This window comes from Streptococcus mitis SK1080, assembly GCF_000220085.1.
Taxonomy (GTDB): domain Bacteria; phylum Bacillota; class Bacilli; order Lactobacillales; family Streptococcaceae; genus Streptococcus; species Streptococcus mitis_K.
Map to the genome: position 1 here is coordinate 1 of NZ_AFQV01000028.1, position 21394 is coordinate 21394.

At 43.9% G+C, this 21394-nt stretch carries 11 protein-coding genes, 2 tRNA genes, 2 rRNA genes and 2 pseudogenes; 5 read left to right on the top strand and 12 right to left on the bottom strand.

Annotated features, from left to right (window positions below; genetic code table 11):
• Window positions 1–43: 43 nt before the first annotated feature.
• The 4 genes from HMPREF9957_RS11330 to HMPREF9957_RS11345 all read right to left on the bottom strand — a co-directional run bounded on the left by HMPREF9957_RS11330 (window position 44) and on the right by HMPREF9957_RS11345 (window position 5054).
• Window positions 44–2945 (bottom strand): 23S ribosomal RNA (locus HMPREF9957_RS11330).
• 125 nt (window positions 2946–3070) lie between these two features.
• Window positions 3071–3143: transfer RNA gene (locus HMPREF9957_RS11335), tRNA-Ala, on the bottom strand.
• 51 nt (window positions 3144–3194) lie between these two features.
• A 16S ribosomal RNA gene (locus HMPREF9957_RS11340) occupies window positions 3195–4740 on the bottom strand.
• The 16S and 23S rRNA genes sit together here with 2 tRNA genes alongside, the layout of an rRNA operon.
• Window positions 4741–4982: 242 nt before the next feature.
• Window positions 4983–5054, bottom strand: a tRNA-Glu gene (locus HMPREF9957_RS11345).
• 357 nt (window positions 5055–5411) lie between these two features.
• Between HMPREF9957_RS11345 and HMPREF9957_RS11350 the strand changes: the two are divergent.
• Window positions 5412–5680, top strand: a pseudogene (locus tag HMPREF9957_RS11350) (helix-turn-helix domain-containing protein); the annotation flags it as partial.
• 163 nt (window positions 5681–5843) lie between these two features.
• Here HMPREF9957_RS11350 and HMPREF9957_RS11355 read toward each other — a convergent pair.
• The 8 genes and pseudogenes from HMPREF9957_RS11355 to argR all read right to left on the bottom strand — a co-directional run bounded on the left by HMPREF9957_RS11355 (window position 5844) and on the right by argR (window position 16874).
• On the bottom strand, window positions 5844–6278 hold the full coding sequence (locus tag HMPREF9957_RS11355) for a cytidine deaminase family protein (RefSeq protein WP_000355898.1): 435 nt from the start codon (window positions 6276–6278) through the stop codon (window positions 5844–5846).
• A gap of 13 nt (window positions 6279–6291) precedes the next feature.
• The gene (gene gltX, locus HMPREF9957_RS11360; protein ID WP_000031059.1) at window positions 6292–7752 is read right to left on the bottom strand and encodes a glutamate--tRNA ligase; all 1461 of its coding nucleotides are present in this window, start codon (window positions 7750–7752) and stop codon (window positions 6292–6294) included.
• Window positions 7753–7879: 127 nt separating this feature from the next.
• The gene (locus HMPREF9957_RS11365; RefSeq protein WP_000018268.1) at window positions 7880–9229 is read right to left on the bottom strand and encodes a glucose-6-phosphate isomerase; all 1350 of its coding nucleotides are present in this window, start codon (window positions 9227–9229) and stop codon (window positions 7880–7882) included.
• A gap of 166 nt (window positions 9230–9395) precedes the next feature.
• Complete coding sequence (locus tag HMPREF9957_RS11375; RefSeq protein ID WP_001138351.1) at window positions 9396–10085, bottom strand: gamma-glutamyl-gamma-aminobutyrate hydrolase family protein; 690 nt, start codon at window positions 10083–10085, stop codon at window positions 9396–9398.
• A 138-nt stretch (window positions 10086–10223) separates the two neighbouring features.
• A complete protein-coding gene (gene patB / locus HMPREF9957_RS11380) occupies window positions 10224–11990 on the bottom strand; it encodes a multidrug efflux ABC transporter subunit PatB (protein ID WP_000859878.1) in 1767 nt (588 codons plus the stop codon).
• Between the two features lies 1 nt (window position 11991).
• Complete coding sequence (gene patA / locus HMPREF9957_RS11385; protein WP_000908116.1) at window positions 11992–13698, bottom strand: multidrug efflux ABC transporter subunit PatA; 1707 nt, start codon at window positions 13696–13698, stop codon at window positions 11992–11994.
• A 145-nt stretch (window positions 13699–13843) separates the two neighbouring features.
• A complete protein-coding gene (gene mutS / locus HMPREF9957_RS11390; RefSeq protein WP_000179931.1) occupies window positions 13844–16378 on the bottom strand; it encodes a DNA mismatch repair protein MutS in 2535 nt (844 codons plus the stop codon).
• A gap of 50 nt (window positions 16379–16428) precedes the next feature.
• Window positions 16429–16874 (bottom strand): annotated as a pseudogene (argR, locus tag HMPREF9957_RS11395) (arginine repressor).
• A gap of 135 nt (window positions 16875–17009) precedes the next feature.
• Here argR and argS point away from each other — a divergent pair.
• The 4 genes from argS (at window position 17010) to galU (ending at window position 21315) form a co-directional block, all read left to right on the top strand.
• Window positions 17010–18701 carry an arginine--tRNA ligase gene (gene argS / locus HMPREF9957_RS11400; protein ID WP_001092726.1) on the top strand — a complete coding sequence of 564 codons (1692 nt, stop codon included), beginning with the start codon at window positions 17010–17012 and terminating at the stop codon, window positions 18699–18701.
• Between the two features lie 263 nt (window positions 18702–18964).
• Window positions 18965–19210 (top strand): hypothetical protein, encoded by a 246-nt coding sequence (locus tag HMPREF9957_RS11405; RefSeq protein ID WP_000084863.1) that lies wholly within the window; start codon window positions 18965–18967, stop codon window positions 19208–19210.
• 167 nt (window positions 19211–19377) lie between these two features.
• Complete coding sequence (locus tag HMPREF9957_RS11410) at window positions 19378–20394, top strand: NAD(P)H-dependent glycerol-3-phosphate dehydrogenase (protein WP_000415113.1); 1017 nt, start codon at window positions 19378–19380, stop codon at window positions 20392–20394.
• A gap of 21 nt (window positions 20395–20415) precedes the next feature.
• A complete protein-coding gene (galU, locus tag HMPREF9957_RS11415) occupies window positions 20416–21315 on the top strand; it encodes a UTP--glucose-1-phosphate uridylyltransferase GalU (RefSeq protein WP_000202219.1) in 900 nt (299 codons plus the stop codon).
• Window positions 21316–21394 lie beyond the last annotated feature (79 nt).

The following is a 21394-nucleotide window of genomic DNA, read 5'->3' on the forward strand; positions in this document are numbered from 1 at the left end:
TATTCAAACCAGAAAACCTCTCGCTTTCATATTCTCAGTTACTTTGGATAAGTCCTCGAGCTATTAGTATTAGTCCGCTACATGTGTCGCCACACTTCCACTTCTAACCTATCTACCTGATCATCTCTCAGGGCTCTTACTGATATATAATCATGGGAAATCTCATCTTGAGGTGGGTTTCACACTTAGATGCTTTCAGCGTTTATCCCTTCCCTACATAGCTACCCAGCGATGCCTTTGGCAAGACAACTGGTACACCAGCGGTAAGTCCACTCTGGTCCTCTCGTACTAGGAGCAGATCCTCTCAAATTTCCTACGCCCGCGACGGATAGGGACCGAACTGTCTCACGACGTTCTGAACCCAGCTCGCGTGCCGCTTTAATGGGCGAACAGCCCAACCCTTGGGACCGACTACAGCCCCAGGATGCGACGAGCCGACATCGAGGTGCCAAACCTCCCCGTCGATGTGAACTCTTGGGGGAGATAAGCCTGTTATCCCCAGGGTAGCTTTTATCCGTTGAGCGATGGCCCTTCCATACGGAACCACCGGATCACTAAGCCCGACTTTCGTCCCTGCTCGAGTTGTAGCTCTCGCAGTCAAGCTCCCTTATACCTTTACACTCTGCGAATGATTTCCAACCATTCTGAGGGAACCTTTGGGCGCCTCCGTTACCTTTTAGGAGGCGACCGCCCCAGTCAAACTGCCCGTCAGACACTGTCTCCGATAGGGATCACCTATCTGGGTTAGAGTGGCCATAACACAAGGGTAGTATCCCAACAACGTCTCCTTCGAAACTGGCGTCCCGATCTCGTAGACTCCTACCTATCCTGTACATGTGGTACAGACACTCAATATCAAACTGCAGTAAAGCTCCATGGGGTCTTTCCGTCCTGTCGCGGGTAACCTGCATCTTCACAGGTACTAAAATTTCACCGAGTCTCTCGTTGAGACAGTGCCCAAATCATTACGCCTTTCGTGCGGGTCGGAACTTACCCGACAAGGAATTTCGCTACCTTAGGACCGTTATAGTTACGGCCGCCGTTTACTGGGGCTTCAATTCATACCTTCGCTTGCGCTAAGCACTCCTCTTAACCTTCCAGCACCGGGCAGGCGTCACCCCCTATACATCATCTTACGATTTAGCAGAGAGCTGTGTTTTTGATAAACAGTTGCTTGGGCCTATTCACTGCGGCTGACTTAAAGTCAGCACCCCTTCTCCCGAAGTTACGGGGTCATTTTGCCGAGTTCCTTAACGAGAGTTCTCTCGCTCACCTGAGGCTACTCGCCTCGACTACCTGTGTCGGTTTGCGGTACGGGTAGAGTATGTTTAAACGCTAGAAGCTTTTCTTGGCAGTGTGACGTCACTAACTTCGCTACTAAACTTCGCTCCCCATCACAGCTCAATGTTATAGAACTAAGCATTTAACTCAATTCACACCTCACTGCTTAGACAGACACTTCCAATCGTCTGCTTTAGTTAGCCTACTGCGTCCCTCCATCACTACATACTCTAGTACAGGAATATCAACCTGTTGTCCATCGGATACACCTTTCGGTCTCTCCTTAGGTCCCGACTAACCCAGGGCGGACGAGCCTTCCCCTGGAAACCTTAGTCTTACGGTGGACAGGATTCTCACCTGTCTTTCGCTACTCATACCGGCATTCTCACTTCTATGCGTTCCAGCACTCCTCACGGTACACCTTCATCACACATAGAACGCTCTCCTACCATACCTATAAAGGTATCCACAGCTTCGGTAAATTGTTTTAGCCCCGGTACATTTTCGGCGCAGGGTCACTCGACTAGTGAGCTATTACGCACTCTTTGAATGAATAGCTGCTTCTAAGCTAACATCCTAGTTGTCTGTGCAACCCCACATCCTTTTCCACTTAACAATTATTTTGGGACCTTAGCTGGTGGTCTGGGCTGTTTCCCTTTCGACTACGGATCTTAGCACTCGCAGTCTGACTGCCGACCATAATTCATTGGCATTCGGAGTTTATCTGAGATTGGTAATCCGGGATGGACCCCTCACCCAAACAGTGCTCTACCTCCAAGAATCTCTAATGTCGACGCTAGCCCTAAAGCTATTTCGGAGAGAACCAGCTATCTCCAAGTTCGTTTGGAATTTCTCCGCTACCCACAAGTCATCCAAGCACTTTTCAACGTGCCCTGGTTCGGTCCTCCAGTGCGTCTTACCGCACCTTCAACCTGCTCATGGGTAGGTCACATGGTTTCGGGTCTACGTCATGATACTAATTCGCCCTATTCAGACTCGGTTTCCCTACGGCTCCGTCTCTTCAACTTAACCTCGCATCATAACGTAACTCGCCGGTTCATTCTACAAAAGGCACGCTCTCACCCATTAACGGGCTCGAACTTGTTGTAGGCACACGGTTTCAGGTTCTATTTCACTTCCCTCCCGGGGTGCTTTTCACCTTTCCCTCACGGTACTGGTTCACTATCGGTCACTAGGGAGTATTTAGGGTTGGGAGATGGTCCTCCCAGATTCCGACGGGATTTCACGTGTCCCGCCGTACTCAGGATACTGCTAGGTACAAAGACTATTTTAAATACGAGGCTGTTACTCTCTTTGGCTGATCTTCCCAAATCATTCTTCTATAATCTTTGAGTCCACATTGCAGTCCTACAACCCCGAAGAGTAAACTCTTCGGTTTGCCCTCCTGCCGTTTCGCTCGCCGCTACTAAGGCAATCGCTTTTGCTTTCTCTTCCTGCAGCTACTTAGATGTTTCAGTTCACTGCGTCTTCCTCCTCACATCCTTAACAGATGCGGGTAACAGGTAGTACCTGTTGGGTTCCCCCATTCGGAAATCCCTGGATCATCGCTTACTTACAGCTACCCAAGGCATATCGTCGTTTGTCACGTCCTTCTTCGGCTCCTAGTGCCAAGGCATCCACCGTGCGCCCTTATTAACTTAACCTTATTTTTCTGACCTTTCAGTCATAAACTCTTATTAATACTACAGCGTTTTCGGTTTATTTTCTTGTTACTATTTGATATAGATATTCAATTTTCAATGTGCATTACTTGGTGATCTCTCACCAATGGAGCCTAGCGGGATCGAACCGCTGACCTCCTGCGTGCAAAGCAGGCGCTCTCCCAGCTGAGCTAAGGCCCCACAAGACCTCTCAAGACTAAACAAGACCAATGCGCAGTTCCTTATCCTTAGAAAGGAGGTGATCCAGCCGCACCTTCCGATACGGCTACCTTGTTACGACTTCACCCCAATCATCTATCCCACCTTAGGCGGCTGGCTCCTTACGGTTACCTCACCGACTTCGGGTGTTACAAACTCTCGTGGTGTGACGGGCGGTGTGTACAAGGCCCGGGAACGTATTCACCGCGGCGTGCTGATCCGCGATTACTAGCGATTCCGACTTCATGTAGGCGAGTTGCAGCCTACAATCCGAACTGAGACTGGCTTTAAGAGATTAGCTTGCCGTCACCGGCTTGCGACTCGTTGTACCAGCCATTGTAGCACGTGTGTAGCCCAGGTCATAAGGGGCATGATGATTTGACGTCATCCCCACCTTCCTCCGGTTTATTACCGGCAGTCTCGCTAGAGTGCCCAACTGAATGATGGCAACTAACAATAGGGGTTGCGCTCGTTGCGGGACTTAACCCAACATCTCACGACACGAGCTGACGACAACCATGCACCACCTGTCACCTCTGTCCCGAAGGAAAACTCTATCTCTAGAGCGGTCAGAGGGATGTCAAGACCTGGTAAGGTTCTTCGCGTTGCTTCGAATTAAACCACATGCTCCACCGCTTGTGCGGGCCCCCGTCAATTCCTTTGAGTTTCAACCTTGCGGTCGTACTCCCCAGGCGGAGTGCTTAATGCGTTAGCTACGGCACTAAACCCCGGAAAGGGTCTAACACCTAGCACTCATCGTTTACGGCGTGGACTACCAGGGTATCTAATCCTGTTTGCTCCCCACGCTTTCGAGCCTCAGCGTCAGTTACAAGCCAGAGAGCCGCTTTCGCCACCGGTGTTCCTCCATATATCTACGCATTTCACCGCTACACATGGAATTCCACTCTCCCCTCTTGCACTCAAGTTAAACAGTTTCCAAAGCGTACTATGGTTAAGCCACAGCCTTTAACTTCAGACTTATCTAACCGCCTGCGCTCGCTTTACGCCCAATAAATCCGGACAACGCTCGGGACCTACGTATTACCGCGGCTGCTGGCACGTAGTTAGCCGTCCCTTTCTGGTAAGATACCGTCACAGTGTGAACTTTCCACTCTCACACTCGTTCTTCTCTTACAACAGAGCTTTACGATCCGAAAACCTTCTTCACTCACGCGGCGTTGCTCGGTCAGACTTCCGTCCATTGCCGAAGATTCCCTACTGCTGCCTCCCGTAGGAGTCTGGGCCGTGTCTCAGTCCCAGTGTGGCCGATCACCCTCTCAGGTCGGCTATGTATCGTCGCCTTGGTGAGCCGTTACCCCACCAACTAGCTAATACAACGCAGGTCCATCTGGTAGTGATGCAATTGCACCTTTTAAGCAAATGTCATGCAACATCTACTATTATGCGGTATTAGCTATCGTTTCCAATAGTTATCCCCCGCTACCAGGCAGGTTACCTACGCGTTACTCACCCGTTCGCAACTCATCCAGAGAAGCAAGCTCCTCCTTCAGCGTTCTACTTGCATGTATTAGGCACGCCGCCAGCGTTCGTCCTGAGCCAGGATCAAACTCTCATTAAAAGTTTGAGTTCTCACTCATTTCTGTCACTGACAGATTTATTGTTTTTTTCATTGTTCAGTACTACAACAGTTGTTGTAGTGCCCTGCACATTGGTTCGTCTTGTTCAGTTTTCAAAGGTCTTTGTCACTTGCTTCTCTCAAGCGACAACTATATTAGTATATCACAGACGCTTTCGCTTGTCAACACTTTTTTGAAACTTTTTTAATCTTTTTTCATCAAGTGTTCCAACTGCAACATACTATAGTCCGTACGGGATTCGAACCCGTGTTACCGCCGTGAAAAGGCGGTGTCTTAACCCCTTGACCAACGGACCAGAGTTGTTATTTTCAACTCTTACTATTATACAGGCTTTTCAAACTTTGTCAACTACTTTTTTAAACTTTTTACAAATTTTTCAATTCGGTAACTTCTCTAAAAGTTCTATAATGAAGTTAGCCACCCAGCTCTCCTAAAAATTAGATGGTTCAACTAGCTGATAGCTAGTCCTCGATTTCATTTGATAAGAGGCTTGATGCTGTTAGGCTGGCGAACCAAGGCTAAAATTAGCCTTGGTTTAGCTAACAAAACCGCTTCAAGGGTTCCTCTTGTCAAATGAAAGCTCTTCTAGGCATAAGAAAACACCTCTGTGTTATACCTGTTGTTCCACTACAAACACAAGAAAGGCACAGAGATGCATGACAATTATACTACAAAAGGCAAACATTTGACAATCGATACCGTCGCTTAATTGAACGATGGAAAAAAGAAGGAAAATCAAATAGAGAAATTGCTTCTCTACTTGGAAAAGTTCCTCAAACTATCCATACTGAAATCAAGCGTGGGACAGTCCGACAATGTCTTGGAAAAGGGCGCTTCAAAGCGGTTTATTCTGCCGACTATGCTCAACAGTCTTATGAAAATAATCGGAAGCGTTCGGTCAAGAAATCAAGCATGATTAAAACCAGTGGAAGTTACCCTGACACGGATGTTCACTGGTTTTTACGATTTTTATCAGACTAACTTCCACTTGGATTAGCAGTAGAACTTAGTTTGGGAATTTACCTTTTTTTCAAATCAACTTTTTCAACTTATAGTAAAAAGAGCCAGAATTATACTGACTCTTCTATTGATTATTAAACTTAGAAGCACGTTCTTCTCCCCACCAATATGGGATTAGTCCTGCGACTTTCACTGTCTTTCTTGTATTGTAGTCCATCATGAATTCTGCGTCCTTATTTTCAGCGTTCAACTCTAAGAGGAACTCTCTGCAAGCGCCACAAGGCATACCCGAACTTCCACCATAAGGTGGTTGCTCTCGAAAGGCTAAGACTTTTTTAACCTTAGTTTGTCCCGAAAATTGGTACATATTGAAGAGTGCTGCCCGCTCTGCGCAGAGATGGAAAACACCACAGGTTCCCTCCATGCAGAATCCTGTAAATATTTGTCCATCTTCTGCTTCTACTGCGGCCACAACATGGTTAGCGTAAACAAAATCAGATACTTCATGTGGATCGTATAGCTTCTGTGCTTCTTCGTACATCTTTTCCCAAATGTCCATTATTGTACCCTTCTTACTTAGAGATTTCCTTTAACATATTTTCGATATGTTGGATTGATTTTTCGCGGCCTAACAAGAAGATCGTATCTGGCAATTCTGGTCCATGCATTTCACCTGAAACAGCGATACGAATAGGCATGAAAAGATTTTTCCCTTTAATACCTGTTTCTTTTTGGACTGCTTTAATTTGTGGGAAGATATTCTCTGTCACAAATTCATCATCTGTCATCGCTTCAAGCTTTGCTTTGAAGGCTTCAAGAACTGTTGGGACTGTTTCCCCCGCCATGACTTCGCGCTCTGCTTCTGTCAATTCTGGGAAATCTGAGAAGAAGAGATCTGTCAATGGAATAATTTCATCTACTGATTTCATTTGTGGTTTATAGAGCTCAACTAGTTTTTCAGCCTTGTCAGTTAAACGGCCTGCTTCCTCTAAGAATGGTTTTGCCATTTCAAAGATAGTTTCTAGGTCTGCATTCTTGATATAATCATTGCTCATCCAGTCTAGTTTTTTCTGGTCAAAGGCTGCTGGAGACTTGCTGAGGCGGTTTTCATCGAAAAGTTTAATGAGTTCTTCACGAGAGAAAATCTCATCTTCGCCACCTGGGTTCCAACCAAGAAGAGCAATAAAGTTAAAGACTGCTTCTGGAAGGTAACCTTTCTTTCGGTAATCTTCGATAAATTGAAGTGTATTAGTATCGCGTTTAGACAATTTTTTCCCAGTTTCAGAGTTGATAATCAAAGTCATGTGACCAAACTCTGGAGCTTCCCAACCAAGTGCTTCATAAACCATGAGCTGTTTTGGTGTATTAGCAATGTGGTCGTCTCCACGGATTACGTGAGAAATTTGCATATCATGGTCATCGATGACAACGGCAAAGTTGTAAGTTGGGTAACCGTCTTTCTTTTGGATAACCCAGTCACCACCGATATTGCCACCTTCAAATTCGATATCACCTTTGACCATATCATGCCACTTGTAGATACCTGACTCATTGACCGCCAAGCGAACTGTTGGGATGATTCCTGCTGCTTCACGTTCTGCGATATAAGCCGCTTTTTCCTCTTCACTCATACCAAGGTATTCGTTGATGTAGCGTGGTGTTTCGCCAGCTGCTTCTTGGCGTTCGCGTTCAGCGGCTAACTCTTCTTCTGTAACGTAAGATTTGTAGGCTTTTCCTTCAACTAGCAATTGATCGATGTATTTTTGATACAAGTCCAAACGTTCAGACTGGCGGTAGTTTTCATGTGTTTCTGGACTTTCATCCCAATCCATGCCCAACCAACGAAGGTTTTCAAGCTGTGAACGTTCACCATCTTCGACATGGCGTTTACGATCAGTATCTTCGATACGAATGATAAATGTTCCACCATGATGGCGTGCATACAAGTAGTTAAACAATGCTGTACGGGCATTTCCGATGTGTAGTAGTCCTGTTGGACTTGGTGCGTAACGTACGCGGATATCTTTTGACATAGTTTCTCCTATAAAGTCTCTAGGCGTCTGCCTTTTTGCTCTCTATATTATATCACAAGTCTTGGCTGAGTCCAATTTCTATGAATAAAGAGAGTAAAAAGAGTGGACAAACCACTCTTTTCTTCTATTATAGACGTGCGTTAAGTTCTTTGCTCAATTCTTCAAATCCTGGTTTTCCAAGAAGGGCAAACATGTTACGTTTGTAAGCTTCAACACCTGGTTGGTCAAATGGGTTGATGGCATTCAAGTAACCAGAAAGGGCGATAGCCAATTCGAAGAAGTAGATAGTGTAACCAAGAGTGAAGGCGTCTTGCTCTGGAAGAGTCACATACATGTTTGGTACATCACCATCTGTGTGGGCAAGAAGAACACCATCAGTCGCTTTTTTGTTTACAAAGTCAACGTCTTTTCCTTGAAGGTAACCAAGTCCATCAAGGTCTTCTTCCAAGCTAGGGATAATCACGTTCTTGCGAGGTTTGTCAACACGGACAACTGTTTCAAACATGATACGAGTTCCTTCTTGGATAAATTGACCAAGGGAGTGCAAGTCAGTTGAGAAGTTGGCTGAAGTTGGGTAGATACCTTTTTGGTCTTTTCCTTCTGATTCACCAGCCAATTGTTTCCACCATTCTGAGAAGTATTGAAGTGATGGCTCGTAGTTTACCAAGATCTCAGTTGCATAGCCTTTACGGTAAAGGATGTTACGAACTGCTGCATATTGGTAAGCTTCGTTTTCAGAGATTTTATCTGAAGTGTAGTCTTTGCGAGCTGCATTCGCACCTTCCATAAGGGCTTTGATGTCAGCTCCTGATGCTGCGATTGGAAGCAAACCAACGGCTGTCAATACTGAGAAGCGTCCACCGATATCATCTGGAACAACAAATGTTTCCCAACCGTTAGCGTCTGCTTCAACCTTAACAGCACCTTTTTGGCGGTCAGTTGTTGCATAGATACGTTTGTTGGCTTCTTCTTGACCGTATTTCTTAACCAAAAGTTCTTTGAAGACACGGAAAGCAATCGCTGGTTCAGTTGTTGTACCTGATTTAGAAATCACGTTTACTGAAAAGTCTTTGTCTGCAACATACTCTACCAAGTCAGCAAGGTAAGTAGATGAGATTGAGTTTCCTGCGTAAAGGATTTGTGGAGCCTTGCGCTCTTCTTTTGTTTGCAAGTTTGCGAAGTGGTGGTTCAAGAAATCGATTGCTGCTTTAGCACCAAGGTAAGATCCACCGATACCGATCACAACCAAAACATCGCTGTCTGACTTGATTTGCTCAGCAGCTTTCAAGATGCGGTCAAATTCTTCGCGGTCGTAGTTTTCAGGAAGGTCCAACCATCCCAAGAAGTCGCTACCAGCACCCGTTCCTTTACGGATCAATTCATCTGCTGCTGTTACTTGTGATTGCATGTATTCCACTTCATGTGGTGCAACAAATTTGTCTAAAACTTTTGAATAATCAAATTTAATATGTGACATGTTATTCCTCCAATATTTCTTCTTTTCTATCATAACGCTTACCTTCGTTTTTTTCAAGTTTTTTGTCAAATTTCTCCAATTTTTATCAGAATTCAAACGTTTGCGTAAAAATGTCATATTCCAAAAATTTTGAAAAAAAAGAAAGAACGACTAGATGTCCCAGTCGTTACAGTTCATTCAATAAATACTCAAATAATTCTAAATTACCATCTTCTTCATTAACCAGAAACTCTGGATGCCACTGCAACCCGATAATGCGGTGCTCATCGATAGACTCAATCGCTTCGATGGTTTGGTCTCTTGGATCAATAGCAGTTACACGGAAATTAGGTGCCAAATCTTTAATACTCTGACGATGGACGGAATTGACTTGACTTTCTTTTCCAAATAGCTTAGCCACCACGCTTCCTTCTACTGTCTCAATAGAGTGAGATGTTCCGAAAGGTAGGCCTTGCCAGTGACCTTCGATTTCTTGATTGAGGGTTCCACCAAAGGCAACATTGACAAGTTGAACACCACGGCAGATTGCCATAATTGGTTTATTCTGACGGAGCGCTTCTTTCAAAAGGGCCAGTTCAAACTCATCACGCACTAGATTGTAATCGTCGCTCTCGATGGTCTTTTTCTCTCCGTAAAATTGAGGATGGACATTTTGCCCACCTGTCAAGATGAGCTTGTCAATCATTTCTACATAATCGCGCACGACTGACTCATCACCAACAGGAATGACTAAAGGGAGACCACCGACTTGACGAATGCTCTCTGCGAATCTACAAGATACAGATGAATGAATGTTTTTTCCTTCTGCGTCTACGGGACATAGATTTGCAGCAACTCCTACAACCGTTCTAGGCATGATGTCTCTCCTTTCGAATATTAACGATAGTCTTATCATATCACTCAAAATGCCTTTCGTCTAATATGTTTTTTTTAAGGCTGTGATAAATATTTTTTATGGACAAGAAAAAGCTGCCCGCATAGGACAACTTCTTTCTTATTCAAAAACAAATTGATTGTGATAGAGTTCTGAATAGAAGCCACCTAGTTTCAAAAGTTCATGGTGGTTACCGCGTTCAATGACTTCTCCATCTTTGAGGACAATAATCTGGTCTGCATTGAGGATGGTTTTCAAGCGGTGGGCAATGACGAAACTGGTTCTGCCTGCTACAACTGCCTCCATGGCATGCTGAATCTTACTTTCTGTCACCGTATCTACATTTGAAGTGGCTTCATCGAGAATGAGAACTTCTGGATCTGTCATCAGGGTTCGAGCAATGGAAATCAATTGCTTCTGCCCTGTCGAGAAGATGCTCTGGTCATCATCTATAAGAGTATCGTACTTATCAGGCAAGCTGTCGATATAGTCGTGAATGTGGGTTGCCTTGGCTGCTACCTCAACCATTTCTTGACTAGCATCTGGCACACCGAAACGAATATTGTCTCGAATGGTTCCGCTAAACAAGACCGAATCTTGCAAGACAATCCCCACCTTGCTTCTTAGACTATCTAAATCATAGTCACGAATGTCTTTGCCGTCAAAATAAATACCACCAGCATCAACATCATAAAAGCGATTGATGAGGTTCATAATAGTCGTTTTCCCTGACCCTGTCGGCCCAACAACCGCTATCATCTGGCCTTTCGGAGCGGAAATGCTGACATCTTTCAAAATAGGTTTATCAGGCAAGTATGAAAAATCAATATGACTAATTTCAACACCTTCTTGCAACTTAGTGAAGATTGGAGCCTTTTCAGGTCGGATTTCTTCCTCTGCGTCAAACATTTCCTGAATCCGTTCAGCACCTGTAAAGGCCAACTGGAGACTTCCCCAACTAGCTGCAACTTGAATAATAGGCTGGTAGTATTGCTGAGAAAATTGGGCGAACATAACAATCAAACCTAGGGCTGTACTTGTTTCAATAGTCTTATCATTTAATAGAACAGCTGAACCAGCAAAGATAACGATGGCTGTGTTGACCAGGCTCATCCCATTCATGACAGGGAAAAGAATTCCTGAGAACATTCTTCCTTTAAAGGTTGCCTTGCGCACGCGATCATTTTGTTCAAGAAATCCTGCCATCATATCCTCTTGAATTCCTTGCACAATCACGGCTTTTTGGCCTGAGATACTCTCATCCATATAGGCGTTGAGCTTCCCTACCTCTTTCTGCTGGAGGTTGGTGTATTTGCGTGCCATTTTCACGATGAAAATTAGCATGAGGAAGGCTACTGGTGTGCTGGCAATGGTGATGAGGGCCAGCGTCACATTTCTCGAAAACATGACAAGAATCAGACCAATGTATAAAACAATATTGCTCATGACCTGAATCAAGCTTTCGTTAAAGGCTTGGAGGATATTATCCAAATCACTGGTAAAACGAGACAGGATATCGCCATCTTGTCGGCGGTCAAAGAAAGAAACCGTCAAGCGGGCAAGCTTACCAAAGAGGCCTTTACGCATCTCATTGGTCGACTCTGCAATCACGCGCGTCATGAGACACATGTATATGACACTAGAGATAAATAGAATCAAAACCAGCAGGCCAAGATTGACCATGATTCCTGATAGACTTTGCCAAACAAGTTCTGGATTACCATCTTGATAAGCTTGAACTAAATTAGCTAACTCTGTTACCGCTTGTCCAGAAAAGACTGGAAAGAGGGCTTGGGCAAGAGTTGCCAGAACAATCATCAAGATAACAACCACAAATGATAGCTTATAGACTTTAAAATAATTCCAAAAAAATTGAACTGTCTTCATTTTACTCCTCCTTTCCTTTCTGTGTTTCATAGATTTCACGGTAAACGGCATTGTTGGCAACCAAGTCTGCATGCGTCCCTTGACCAATCAATCGCCCTTGATCTAGAACCAAGATTTTATCTGCATGAACAACCGAGCTAATCTTTTGCGCGATGATAATGGTTGTTGTTCCCTTCAAGTCCTTATTCAAGGCTTCTTGCACTAGGCGCTCTGACTTAGCATCCAAGGCCGAGGTCGAATCGTCAAAAATCAGAATACGTGGATTGCTGACAATCCCACGCGCAATCGACATCCTTTGCTTTTGTCCACCTGAGAAATTGGTTCCCCGTTCCTCAACTGGACTTTCAAAGGTTTTCTCCATACGATGAATGAATTCGCTGGCTTGGGCAATATTGGCTGCGCGTTCCATTTCAAATAGAGTAGCATCTCCTTTACCCTGTCTCAAGTTATCTGCAATCGTTCCACTGAAGAGAATGGCACGTTGAAGAACGATAGAAACTGTTTTACGCAGGGTTCCTTCACTCACTTCTCGAATATCCTTGCCTCCAATTTTGATGGCCCCTTCCTGTGGGTCAAAGAGACGTGGAATCAATTGAGCCAAGGTTGATTTTCCTGCACCAGTCGCTCCAACGACACCAACCATCTGACCAGGTTCAATAGTAAAGCTCACATCTTTCAGCATCGGTTCCTTGTCCATGGGATAGGTAAAGGTTACATTTTCAAAGCTAAGACTTCCGACCAACTCTTCATCTGGCACATCCTTGAAGGTCATGGCTGGCTCTGCGTCCAGAATTTCTCGAATACGACGCATGGAAATCATAGCACGACTGACAGAGTTTCCCAAAAATCCAACCATAACAATGGTAAAGATAATCTGGCTCAGGTAATTGACAAAGGAAGCAATGGAACCAACAACTGACGGATCCGACTGAATCATCCCGGCAACTAGCCAAATAGAGAGGAAAACCGCCCCGTAGCCGACCAACATCATAAAGGGTTCCACTACTGAAAAGGCATAACCAATGTAAAGGTTTTGACCAAGAAGCTCGTCTGAAACCTCCGTAAACTTAGCAAACTGCTCTTTTTCTTGGACAAAGGACTTGACCACACGAACGCCACGCAAATTTTCCTTGGCAATGGCATTGATGCGTTCAAGCAGGGTTTGAAACTTGGCAAAACGAGGACCCATCATCCCCATCATGACAGCAGTCAAGGCAAAAATCAAGATGACCATGAGAACAATCACCCACCACAGAGAAGGTAAGGTTTGAACCGCCAGGATAAACGAACCGATGAACAAGAGGGGGAGTCTGAAAAGAATTTGGAAGGTCATCATGACCACGTTCTGAATCTGGTTGATATCATTTGTCATGCGAACGACTAGATTTCCCGCATTAAATTGTTCAATATTGGCATAAGAAAAGGTTTGGATTTTACGGAAGGCATCCTCCCGAAGGTCAGATGAAACTCCTTGAGCAATATAGGCTGCAAGGATAACATTGAGCCCACCAGCAACCAAACCGACCAAGGCCACACCAATCAACCAAGCCCCGATACTATAAATAGCTTCATATTTCCCAGCAAGGAGGGCGTCTAACACTTCCTGCAGATAACGCGGTTGCAAAAGTGAACTAGCAACCATCAAGCCTGTCATCAGGAGCGAAGCCAAGGCCTGCCACTTGTAGGTTTTTATTTTCTGAATTAGCATACTTTCTCCTTAAAAAATAGACAAAAGGGAGCGACAATGTGTCAGCTCCTTTTCATTCTGTTTGTGTGATGTTATTCTAGCAAAAAAGCGGAGGATTGTCAAAGAAGTCTCCTTGATACAGCTAGAATGACAAGTAATTCATTCTTTATAATTTTTGTTTTAACTCGACCAAGACATTCATAGCCTGCATAGGTGTCATATTGTACACATCCAGTTTAGCTAATTCTGCTAGGATAGGATGCTCTTCAGTCGTATCAAAGAGTGAAATCTGTTCTGTGACAGCACTTGTTTGTCTCATGGGGGCAGGACTTTCTGTTCCTTGACTCTCTAGCTGAGTCAAAATCTTATCCGCCCTTGCTAAAAGGTCTGCTGGCAAGCCAGCAATCTTGGCAACATGGATACCGTAGGATTTATCAGCTGGTCCTGGTTCAATCTTGTGAAGGAAGGTCACCTGCCCATCCTGCTCCAAAGTTGCCACGTGGACATTGACCAAGTGTTGTAAACTAGACTCCAGACTAGTCAACTCATGGTAGTGGGTCGCAAAGAGGGTCTTGGCTCCGATGTGCTCGTGGATGTATTCGATGATGGACTGAGCAAGAGCCATACCATCATAAGTCGCAGTTCCACGACCTAACTCATCAAAGAGAATGAGAGAATTCTTGGTCGCATGCGAAATGGCATTGTTGGCCTCCATCATCTCCACCATAAAGGTTGACTGACCTGAAACCAAGTCATCTGCTGCTCCGATACGGGTAAAAATCGCATAAAAAATCGGTAAACGGGCGCTTTCTGCCGGTACATAGGAACCCATCTGGGCCATTATCGCCGTCATGGCTAACTGACGCATATAGGTTGACTTACCACTCATGTTTGGCCCTGTAATCAATTGAATACTGGTATCTTCTGCCATCTGAATCGTATTGGGAATATAGGTCTGAGCCCCCATGACCTTTTCAACGACAGCATGGCGCCCTTTCTGGATATCAATTCGCGAATCATCTCCGAATTCAGGTCGAATCAAATGCTGGGTTTCAGCAACAACTGCGAGACTTTGCAGGACATCAACTGTCGCAATTCCTTGGGCTAGAGCTTGTAAACGTTGGATGTACTTGCTGACCTCTTCACGAATACGCATAAAAATTTCGTACTCTAGATTGGCTGACTTCTCACGTGCCTCCAACATGTCGCCTTCGATACGAGCTAATTCCTCGGTACCGAAGCGTTCTGAGTTTTTCAGCGTCGCCTTGCGGAAAAAGTGAGCAGGCACATTTCCCAGTTGTGAATTGGTCACATGGAAATAGTAGCCATCCTTTTTATTGTAGTCAATCTTAAGCGTGCTGATACCAGAGTTTTCGCGTTCCTTAGCCTCAATCTCAGCAATCCAACCAGTCCCTTCTCTGAGAACGCGACGGTACTTGTCTAAAGTCTCATCAAATCCAGTTCGGATAATTCCCCCATCTGTAATCACATGAGGAGCTTCAGGAGCAATCGCTGCGCTAATCAAACTCTCCAACTCAGGGATTCCATCCAATTGTTCGATAAGATAAGTTAGAGCAGGTTGCTTCATCCCTTCTAAAATCGCACGAATCCGTGGCACACTGGACAAGGTGGTCGCCAACTGCAAGAGATCCTTGGGATTGGTTTTACCAAAAGAAACCCGACTAGCCAAGCGCTCAATGTCATAAACACCCTTGAGACTGTCTGTCAAATCACTGCGCTCAAAGAAATGGTCAAGAAAGACCTGCACCACTTCCTGACGTTGGATGATTCGTTCCTTATCAATCAAAGGGCGATGAATCCAAGAACGCAAGAGACGCATTCCCATAGCTGTTTTGGTTTCATCCAAAAGCCAGAAAAGGCTGCCCTGCTTCTTACCTGAACGAGCATTCTCAACCAAATCCAGACTAGCCTTGGTCGCATAATCCATCTGCAAGAAATCCTTGATTTCATAGCGGATAACAGGTTTGAGGTGGTTCAATTCCCTCATCTGAGTCCGATGAACATACTGGAGCAATTTACTAGATGCCGCTTGCTCCACAGCTGCCAATCGTGAATCCAGTAAATGAAGGTCTTCAAAGCCTTCTTTTTCATAGGAAAGTACCAGATTCATCTGACGACTAAGGATTTGTTCCTCTTCCTCAGACAAGTCATAGCCCAGCACAACTTCACGCGCCTTGAGATTACGGATTTCCCCACAAACCAGCGTAAAATCCAAAAGACCTGTCACATAAAAATCACCCGTCACTAGGTCCATATAAGCTAGGCCAAATTGATTGCCAGCACGGTCTATGGCAACCAAAAAATTATTCTGACTGTCTGGCTTACTGCTATCGACCACTGTCCCTGGCGTAATGACCTGAACAACCTCTCGTTTCACAACCCCAACTGCTTGTTTAGGATCTTCCATCTGCTCTGCGATAGCCACCTTATAACCCTGCTCAATCAGGACATCAATGTACTGTTGGGCAGAATGATAGGGAACACCCGCCATAGGAATCGGATTGTCGGCATTCTTGTTGCGACTCGTTAAGGAAATTTCCAGAATCTGCGCAGCATTGACCGCATCCTCATAAAATAATTCATAAAAATCACCCATCCGAAAGAGCAAAAAAGCATCTGGATATTGCTTTTTAATATCCACATACTGTTGCATGCCGGGTGATAGCTTTTCTGTCGCCATTTTCCGTCTCTCCTTGTCAAAAATAAGTCTTGAGAGCAACTCCCAAGACCTTACTTATCTTTCATCAAATCTAGCAAACGATCTTCCATGAGTTTGGCAACGTGCTGGTCTCGACAAATAACCAATAAGGTATTGGCACCAGCAACTGTTCCTAAAATCCATTCATCCTTGTTTGCATCTACAATATTTGCCAAAACAGAGGCTTCTCCCAGTTTGGTATGAAGCACCAAGGTAAACTCTGCTCTTGCAACACCTTCTAAATGATGAGACAAAAATTCCACCAAATCAATCTTTTCTGTCTCATTTGCTAGTACATAATACACCATATCATTTTTCTTGACCTTGGTCAAGCCGATTTCGCGCAAATCACGAGACAGGGTTGTCTGCGTCACAAAGACATTGTGTGCCTCCAACCGATCTTGAATTTCTTTTTGTGTACTTAATTTCTCCTCAGTAATCATTTTTTTATTAACTGATGACGATCTCTTTTTCTCATAAAATCCTCTTATGTGAATATTTATAACTATTTTTATAACTATATTATACCAAAAAAATAGGAGATTTCAAAAATTTTTTCTTCTTTCTTTAAAATTGTGATAAAATAGTAGAAAAGTCCAAAAAGGAGCTCTTAATGAATACAAAAGAATTGATTGCTAGCGAATTGGCTAGCGTCATTGATAGCCTGGACCAAGAGGCTATTTTAAATTTACTGGAAACCCCTAAAAACTCAGAAATGGGAGACATTGCTTTCCCTGCTTTTTCACTTGCAAAAGTCGAACGTAAGGCACCTCAAATGATTGCTGCTGAACTGGCTGAAAAAATTAACAGCCAAGCCTTTGAAAAGGTTGTTGCAACAGGACCTTACGTCAACTTTTTCCTTGATAAATCTGCCATTTCTGCTCAAGTATTACAAGCTGTTATCACTGAAAAAGAACACTATGCTGACCAAACTATTGGCAAACAAGAAAATGTTGTTATCGATATGTCTAGTCCCAATATCGCTAAGCCATTCTCTATTGGCCACCTACGCTCAACTGTTATCGGAGATAGCTTGTCACATATTTTCCAAAAAATCGGTTATCAAACAGTCAAGGTCAACCACTTGGGAGACTGGGGTAAACAGTTTGGGATGTTGATTGTTGCCTACAAAAAATGGGGCGACGAAGAAGCCGTAAAAGCTCATCCAATTGATGAACTTCTTAAACTCTATGTCCGCATCAATGCTGAAGCTGAAAATGACCCTAGCTTGGATGAAGAAGCACGCGAATGGTTCCGTAAACTTGAAAATGGAGACGAGGAAGCTCTCGCTCTTTGGCAATGGTTCCGTGATGAAAGTTTGGTGGAATTTAACCGCCTTTACAATGAATTGAAAGTTGAATTTGACAGCTACAACGGAGAAGCCTTCTACAACGATAAAATGGATGCAGTTGTAGATATTCTTTCTGAAAAGGGCCTTCTTGTTGAGTCAGAAGGTGCCCAAGTTGTCAATCTTGAGAAATATGGAATTGAACATCCAGCCCTTATCAAGAAATCTGATGGTGCAACTCTCTATATCACACGTGACTTGGCTGCAGCCCTTTACCGTAAAAATGAATACCAATTTGCTAAATCTATCTACGTTGTTGGTCAAGAGCAATCTGCCCACTTTAAACAACTCAAAGCTGTCTTGCAAGAAATGGGCTACGACTGGAGTGAAGACATTACTCATGTTCCTTTTGGTTTGGTTACAAAAGAAGGGAAAAAACTCTCTACGCGTAAAGGGAATGTCATCTTGCTAGAGCCTACTGTTGCAGAGGCTGTTAGCCGTGCCAAAGCCCAAATCGAAGCTAAAAATCCTGAATTGGAAAACAAAGATCAAGTAGCGCATGCTGTTGGAGTTGGAGCCATTAAATTCTATGACCTCAAGACTGACCGTACAAATGGATACGACTTCGACCTAGAGGCTATGGTATCCTTCGAAGGGGAAACTGGACCTTATGTTCAATACGCCTACGCTCGTATCCAATCTATCTTACGGAAAGCGGATTTCAAACCAGAAACAGCTGGCAACTATAGCTTGAATGATGCTGAAAGTTGGGAAATCATTAAACTCATCCAAGACTTCCCACGTATTATCAACCGTGCGGCGGATAACTTTGAACCTTCTATCATTGCTAAATTTGCAATTAGCCTGGCTCAAGCCTTCAACAAATATTATGCACACACGCGTATCTTGGATGAAAGCCCAGAACGCGACAGCCGTCTAGCCCTTAGCTACGCAACCGCAGTCGTTCTCAAAGAGGCCCTTCGCTTGCTTGGAGTAGAAGCACCTGAGAAGATGTGATTCAGTACTAACAATTGGAACTAAAGTTCCTAATTGTTAGACGCTAGCCGCTTATATGCGGACTAGCTAACTGCTTCACTAGTCATGGTCTCTAAATATAATCGATTTAGAGACCATGACGTCGTAACTATGGCGATTTACCTAATCGCTTCACTGACAGTCTATCAAAAACCTTATCAAGTTTTGCTGGCTTGTTCTGCTATTTTAGGTCCACTAATTCGATTTACTCACTACTACTTCTTTATCATACAGGGAGATTTCCTATGAGCCAATATGCTTATATCCTCGTTGTAATTAGCTTGGTTTTCCTTTTTCTGCTCAATAAGTACGAGAAGGAGAGACTGCAAAGGCTCTACCAAGAACAACTTTTGAAGGATGAAACATTTAGGACTGACATCAAGGATAAAATTCACACGACTGAAAATATCAATGATGTCATTGCTTACATCAATAAAACTTATCATCTGGGAATGTTGCTATCAAAAGACATTACAGATCAATTGAAATAAATCTAGCCATTCTTTAAGAAATATCAAAACCGAGACTAAGAGCTTAATACTTCGTCTCGGTTTTTATATATTTTTGAAGTCACAAAGCCACCACTCCCCAGCAATGAAAGTGCAAAATCCCCTAGAATGTGATAAAATAAAAAGAGAACTCTATTAAGGAGGAAAACATGGAAAAACAAACCGTCGCCGTCTTGGGGCCTGGTTCTTGGGGAACTGCCCTTTCACAAGTCTTAAATGACAATGGACACGAGGTACGTATTTGGGGAAATCTTCCCGAGCAAATCAATGAAATTAATACACACCATACTAATAAACAATACTTTAAAGATGTCGTTCTAGATGAAAATATCATTGCCTACACCGACTTATCAGAGGCACTGAAAGATGTAGATGCGATTTTGTTTGTTGTCCCAACAAAAGTGACACGACTTGTTGCCCAACAAGTTGCACAAACCTTAGATCATAAGGCTATCATCATGCACGCATCAAAGGGATTAGAGCCTGATAGTCATAAACGATTATCAACCATCCTTGAAGAAGAGATTCCTGAGCAGCTCCGCAGTGATATCGTCGTTGTCTCAGGGCCTAGCCATGCAGAAGAGACCATTGTACGTGACCTGACTTTAATCACTGCTGCTTCTAAAGATTTACAAACAGCTCAATACGTTCAAGAACTCTTTAGTAATCACTACTTCCGACTTTATACCAATACGGATGTTATTGGAGTTGAAACTGCTGGTGCTCTTAAAAATATTATTGCTGTCGGTGCCGGAGCTTTACATGGTCTGGGATTTGGTGACAATGCCAAGGCAGCCATCATCGCTCGAGGCTTGGCAGAAATTACCCGCTTAGGGGTAGCACTCGGTGCCAGTCCATTGACCTATAGCGGCTTATCTGGTGTGGGAGATTTGATTGTAACGGGAACCTCCATCCACTCTCGTAACTGGAGAGCCGGAGATGCTCTTGGTCGTGGAGAATCTCTAGCTGATATCGAAGCCAATATGGGCATGGTAATCGAAGGAATCTCAACGACTCGAGCAGCCTATGAACTAGCGCAAGAACTTGGAGTCTATATGCCCATTACACAAGCCATTTACCAAGTTATTTACCACGGAACCAATATCAAAGATGCCATTTATGACATCATGAACAATGAATTTAAAGCAGAAAATGAGTGGTCTTAACCCTCTAAAGAAAGGATTCTTATGACATCAAAAGTTAGAAAGGCAGTCATCCCTGCCGCTGGGCTTGGAACTCGATTTTTACCAGCAACCAAGGCTCTTGCCAAAGAAATGTTACCAATTGTAGACAAACCAACTATCCAGTTTATCGTGGAAGAGGCTCTCAAATCAGGTATTGAAGATATTCTGGTTGTCACTGGTAAATCAAAACGTTCTATTGAGGACCACTTTGACTCAAACTTTGAGCTTGAATACAATCTTAAGGAAAAAGGCAAAACGGATTTGTTAAAATTGGTAGATGAAGCAACTGGTATGCGCCTCCATTTCATCCGCCAAACTCACCCTCGTGGTCTTGGAGACGCTGTCCTACAAGCCAAAGCTTTTGTAGGGAATGAGCCCTTCGTTGTTATGCTGGGTGATGACCTTATGGACATCACAGACGAGAATGCCGTTCCTTTGACAAAACAACTGATGAATGATTACGAAAAGACACACGCATCAACCATTGCTGTCATGCCCGTACCACACGAAGACGTTTCATCATATGGAGTTATCGCTCCTCAAGGTGAAGGGATTAATGGTCTCTATAGCGTTGAAACTTTCGTTGAAAAACCAGCTCCCGAAGATGCACCAAGTGATCTAGCTATTATCGGTCGCTATCTTCTGACACCGGAAATTTTTGATATCCTCGAAAAGCAGGCTCCTGGTGCTGGAAATGAAATCCAGCTTACCGACGCTATTGATACGCTTAATAAAACACAGCGTGTTTTTGCCCGTGAATTTACAGGAGCTCGTTACGACGTTGGGGATAAGTTTGGCTTTATGAAAACATCTATTGACTACGCCCTCAAACATCCACAAGTCAAAGATGACTTAAAAGATTACCTCATCCAACTGGGAAAAGAATTGGCTGAGAAGGAATAATACTCTTCGAAAATCTCTTCAAACCACGTTAGCTTCACCTTGCCGTATATATGGTTACTGACTTCGTCAGTCTTATCTG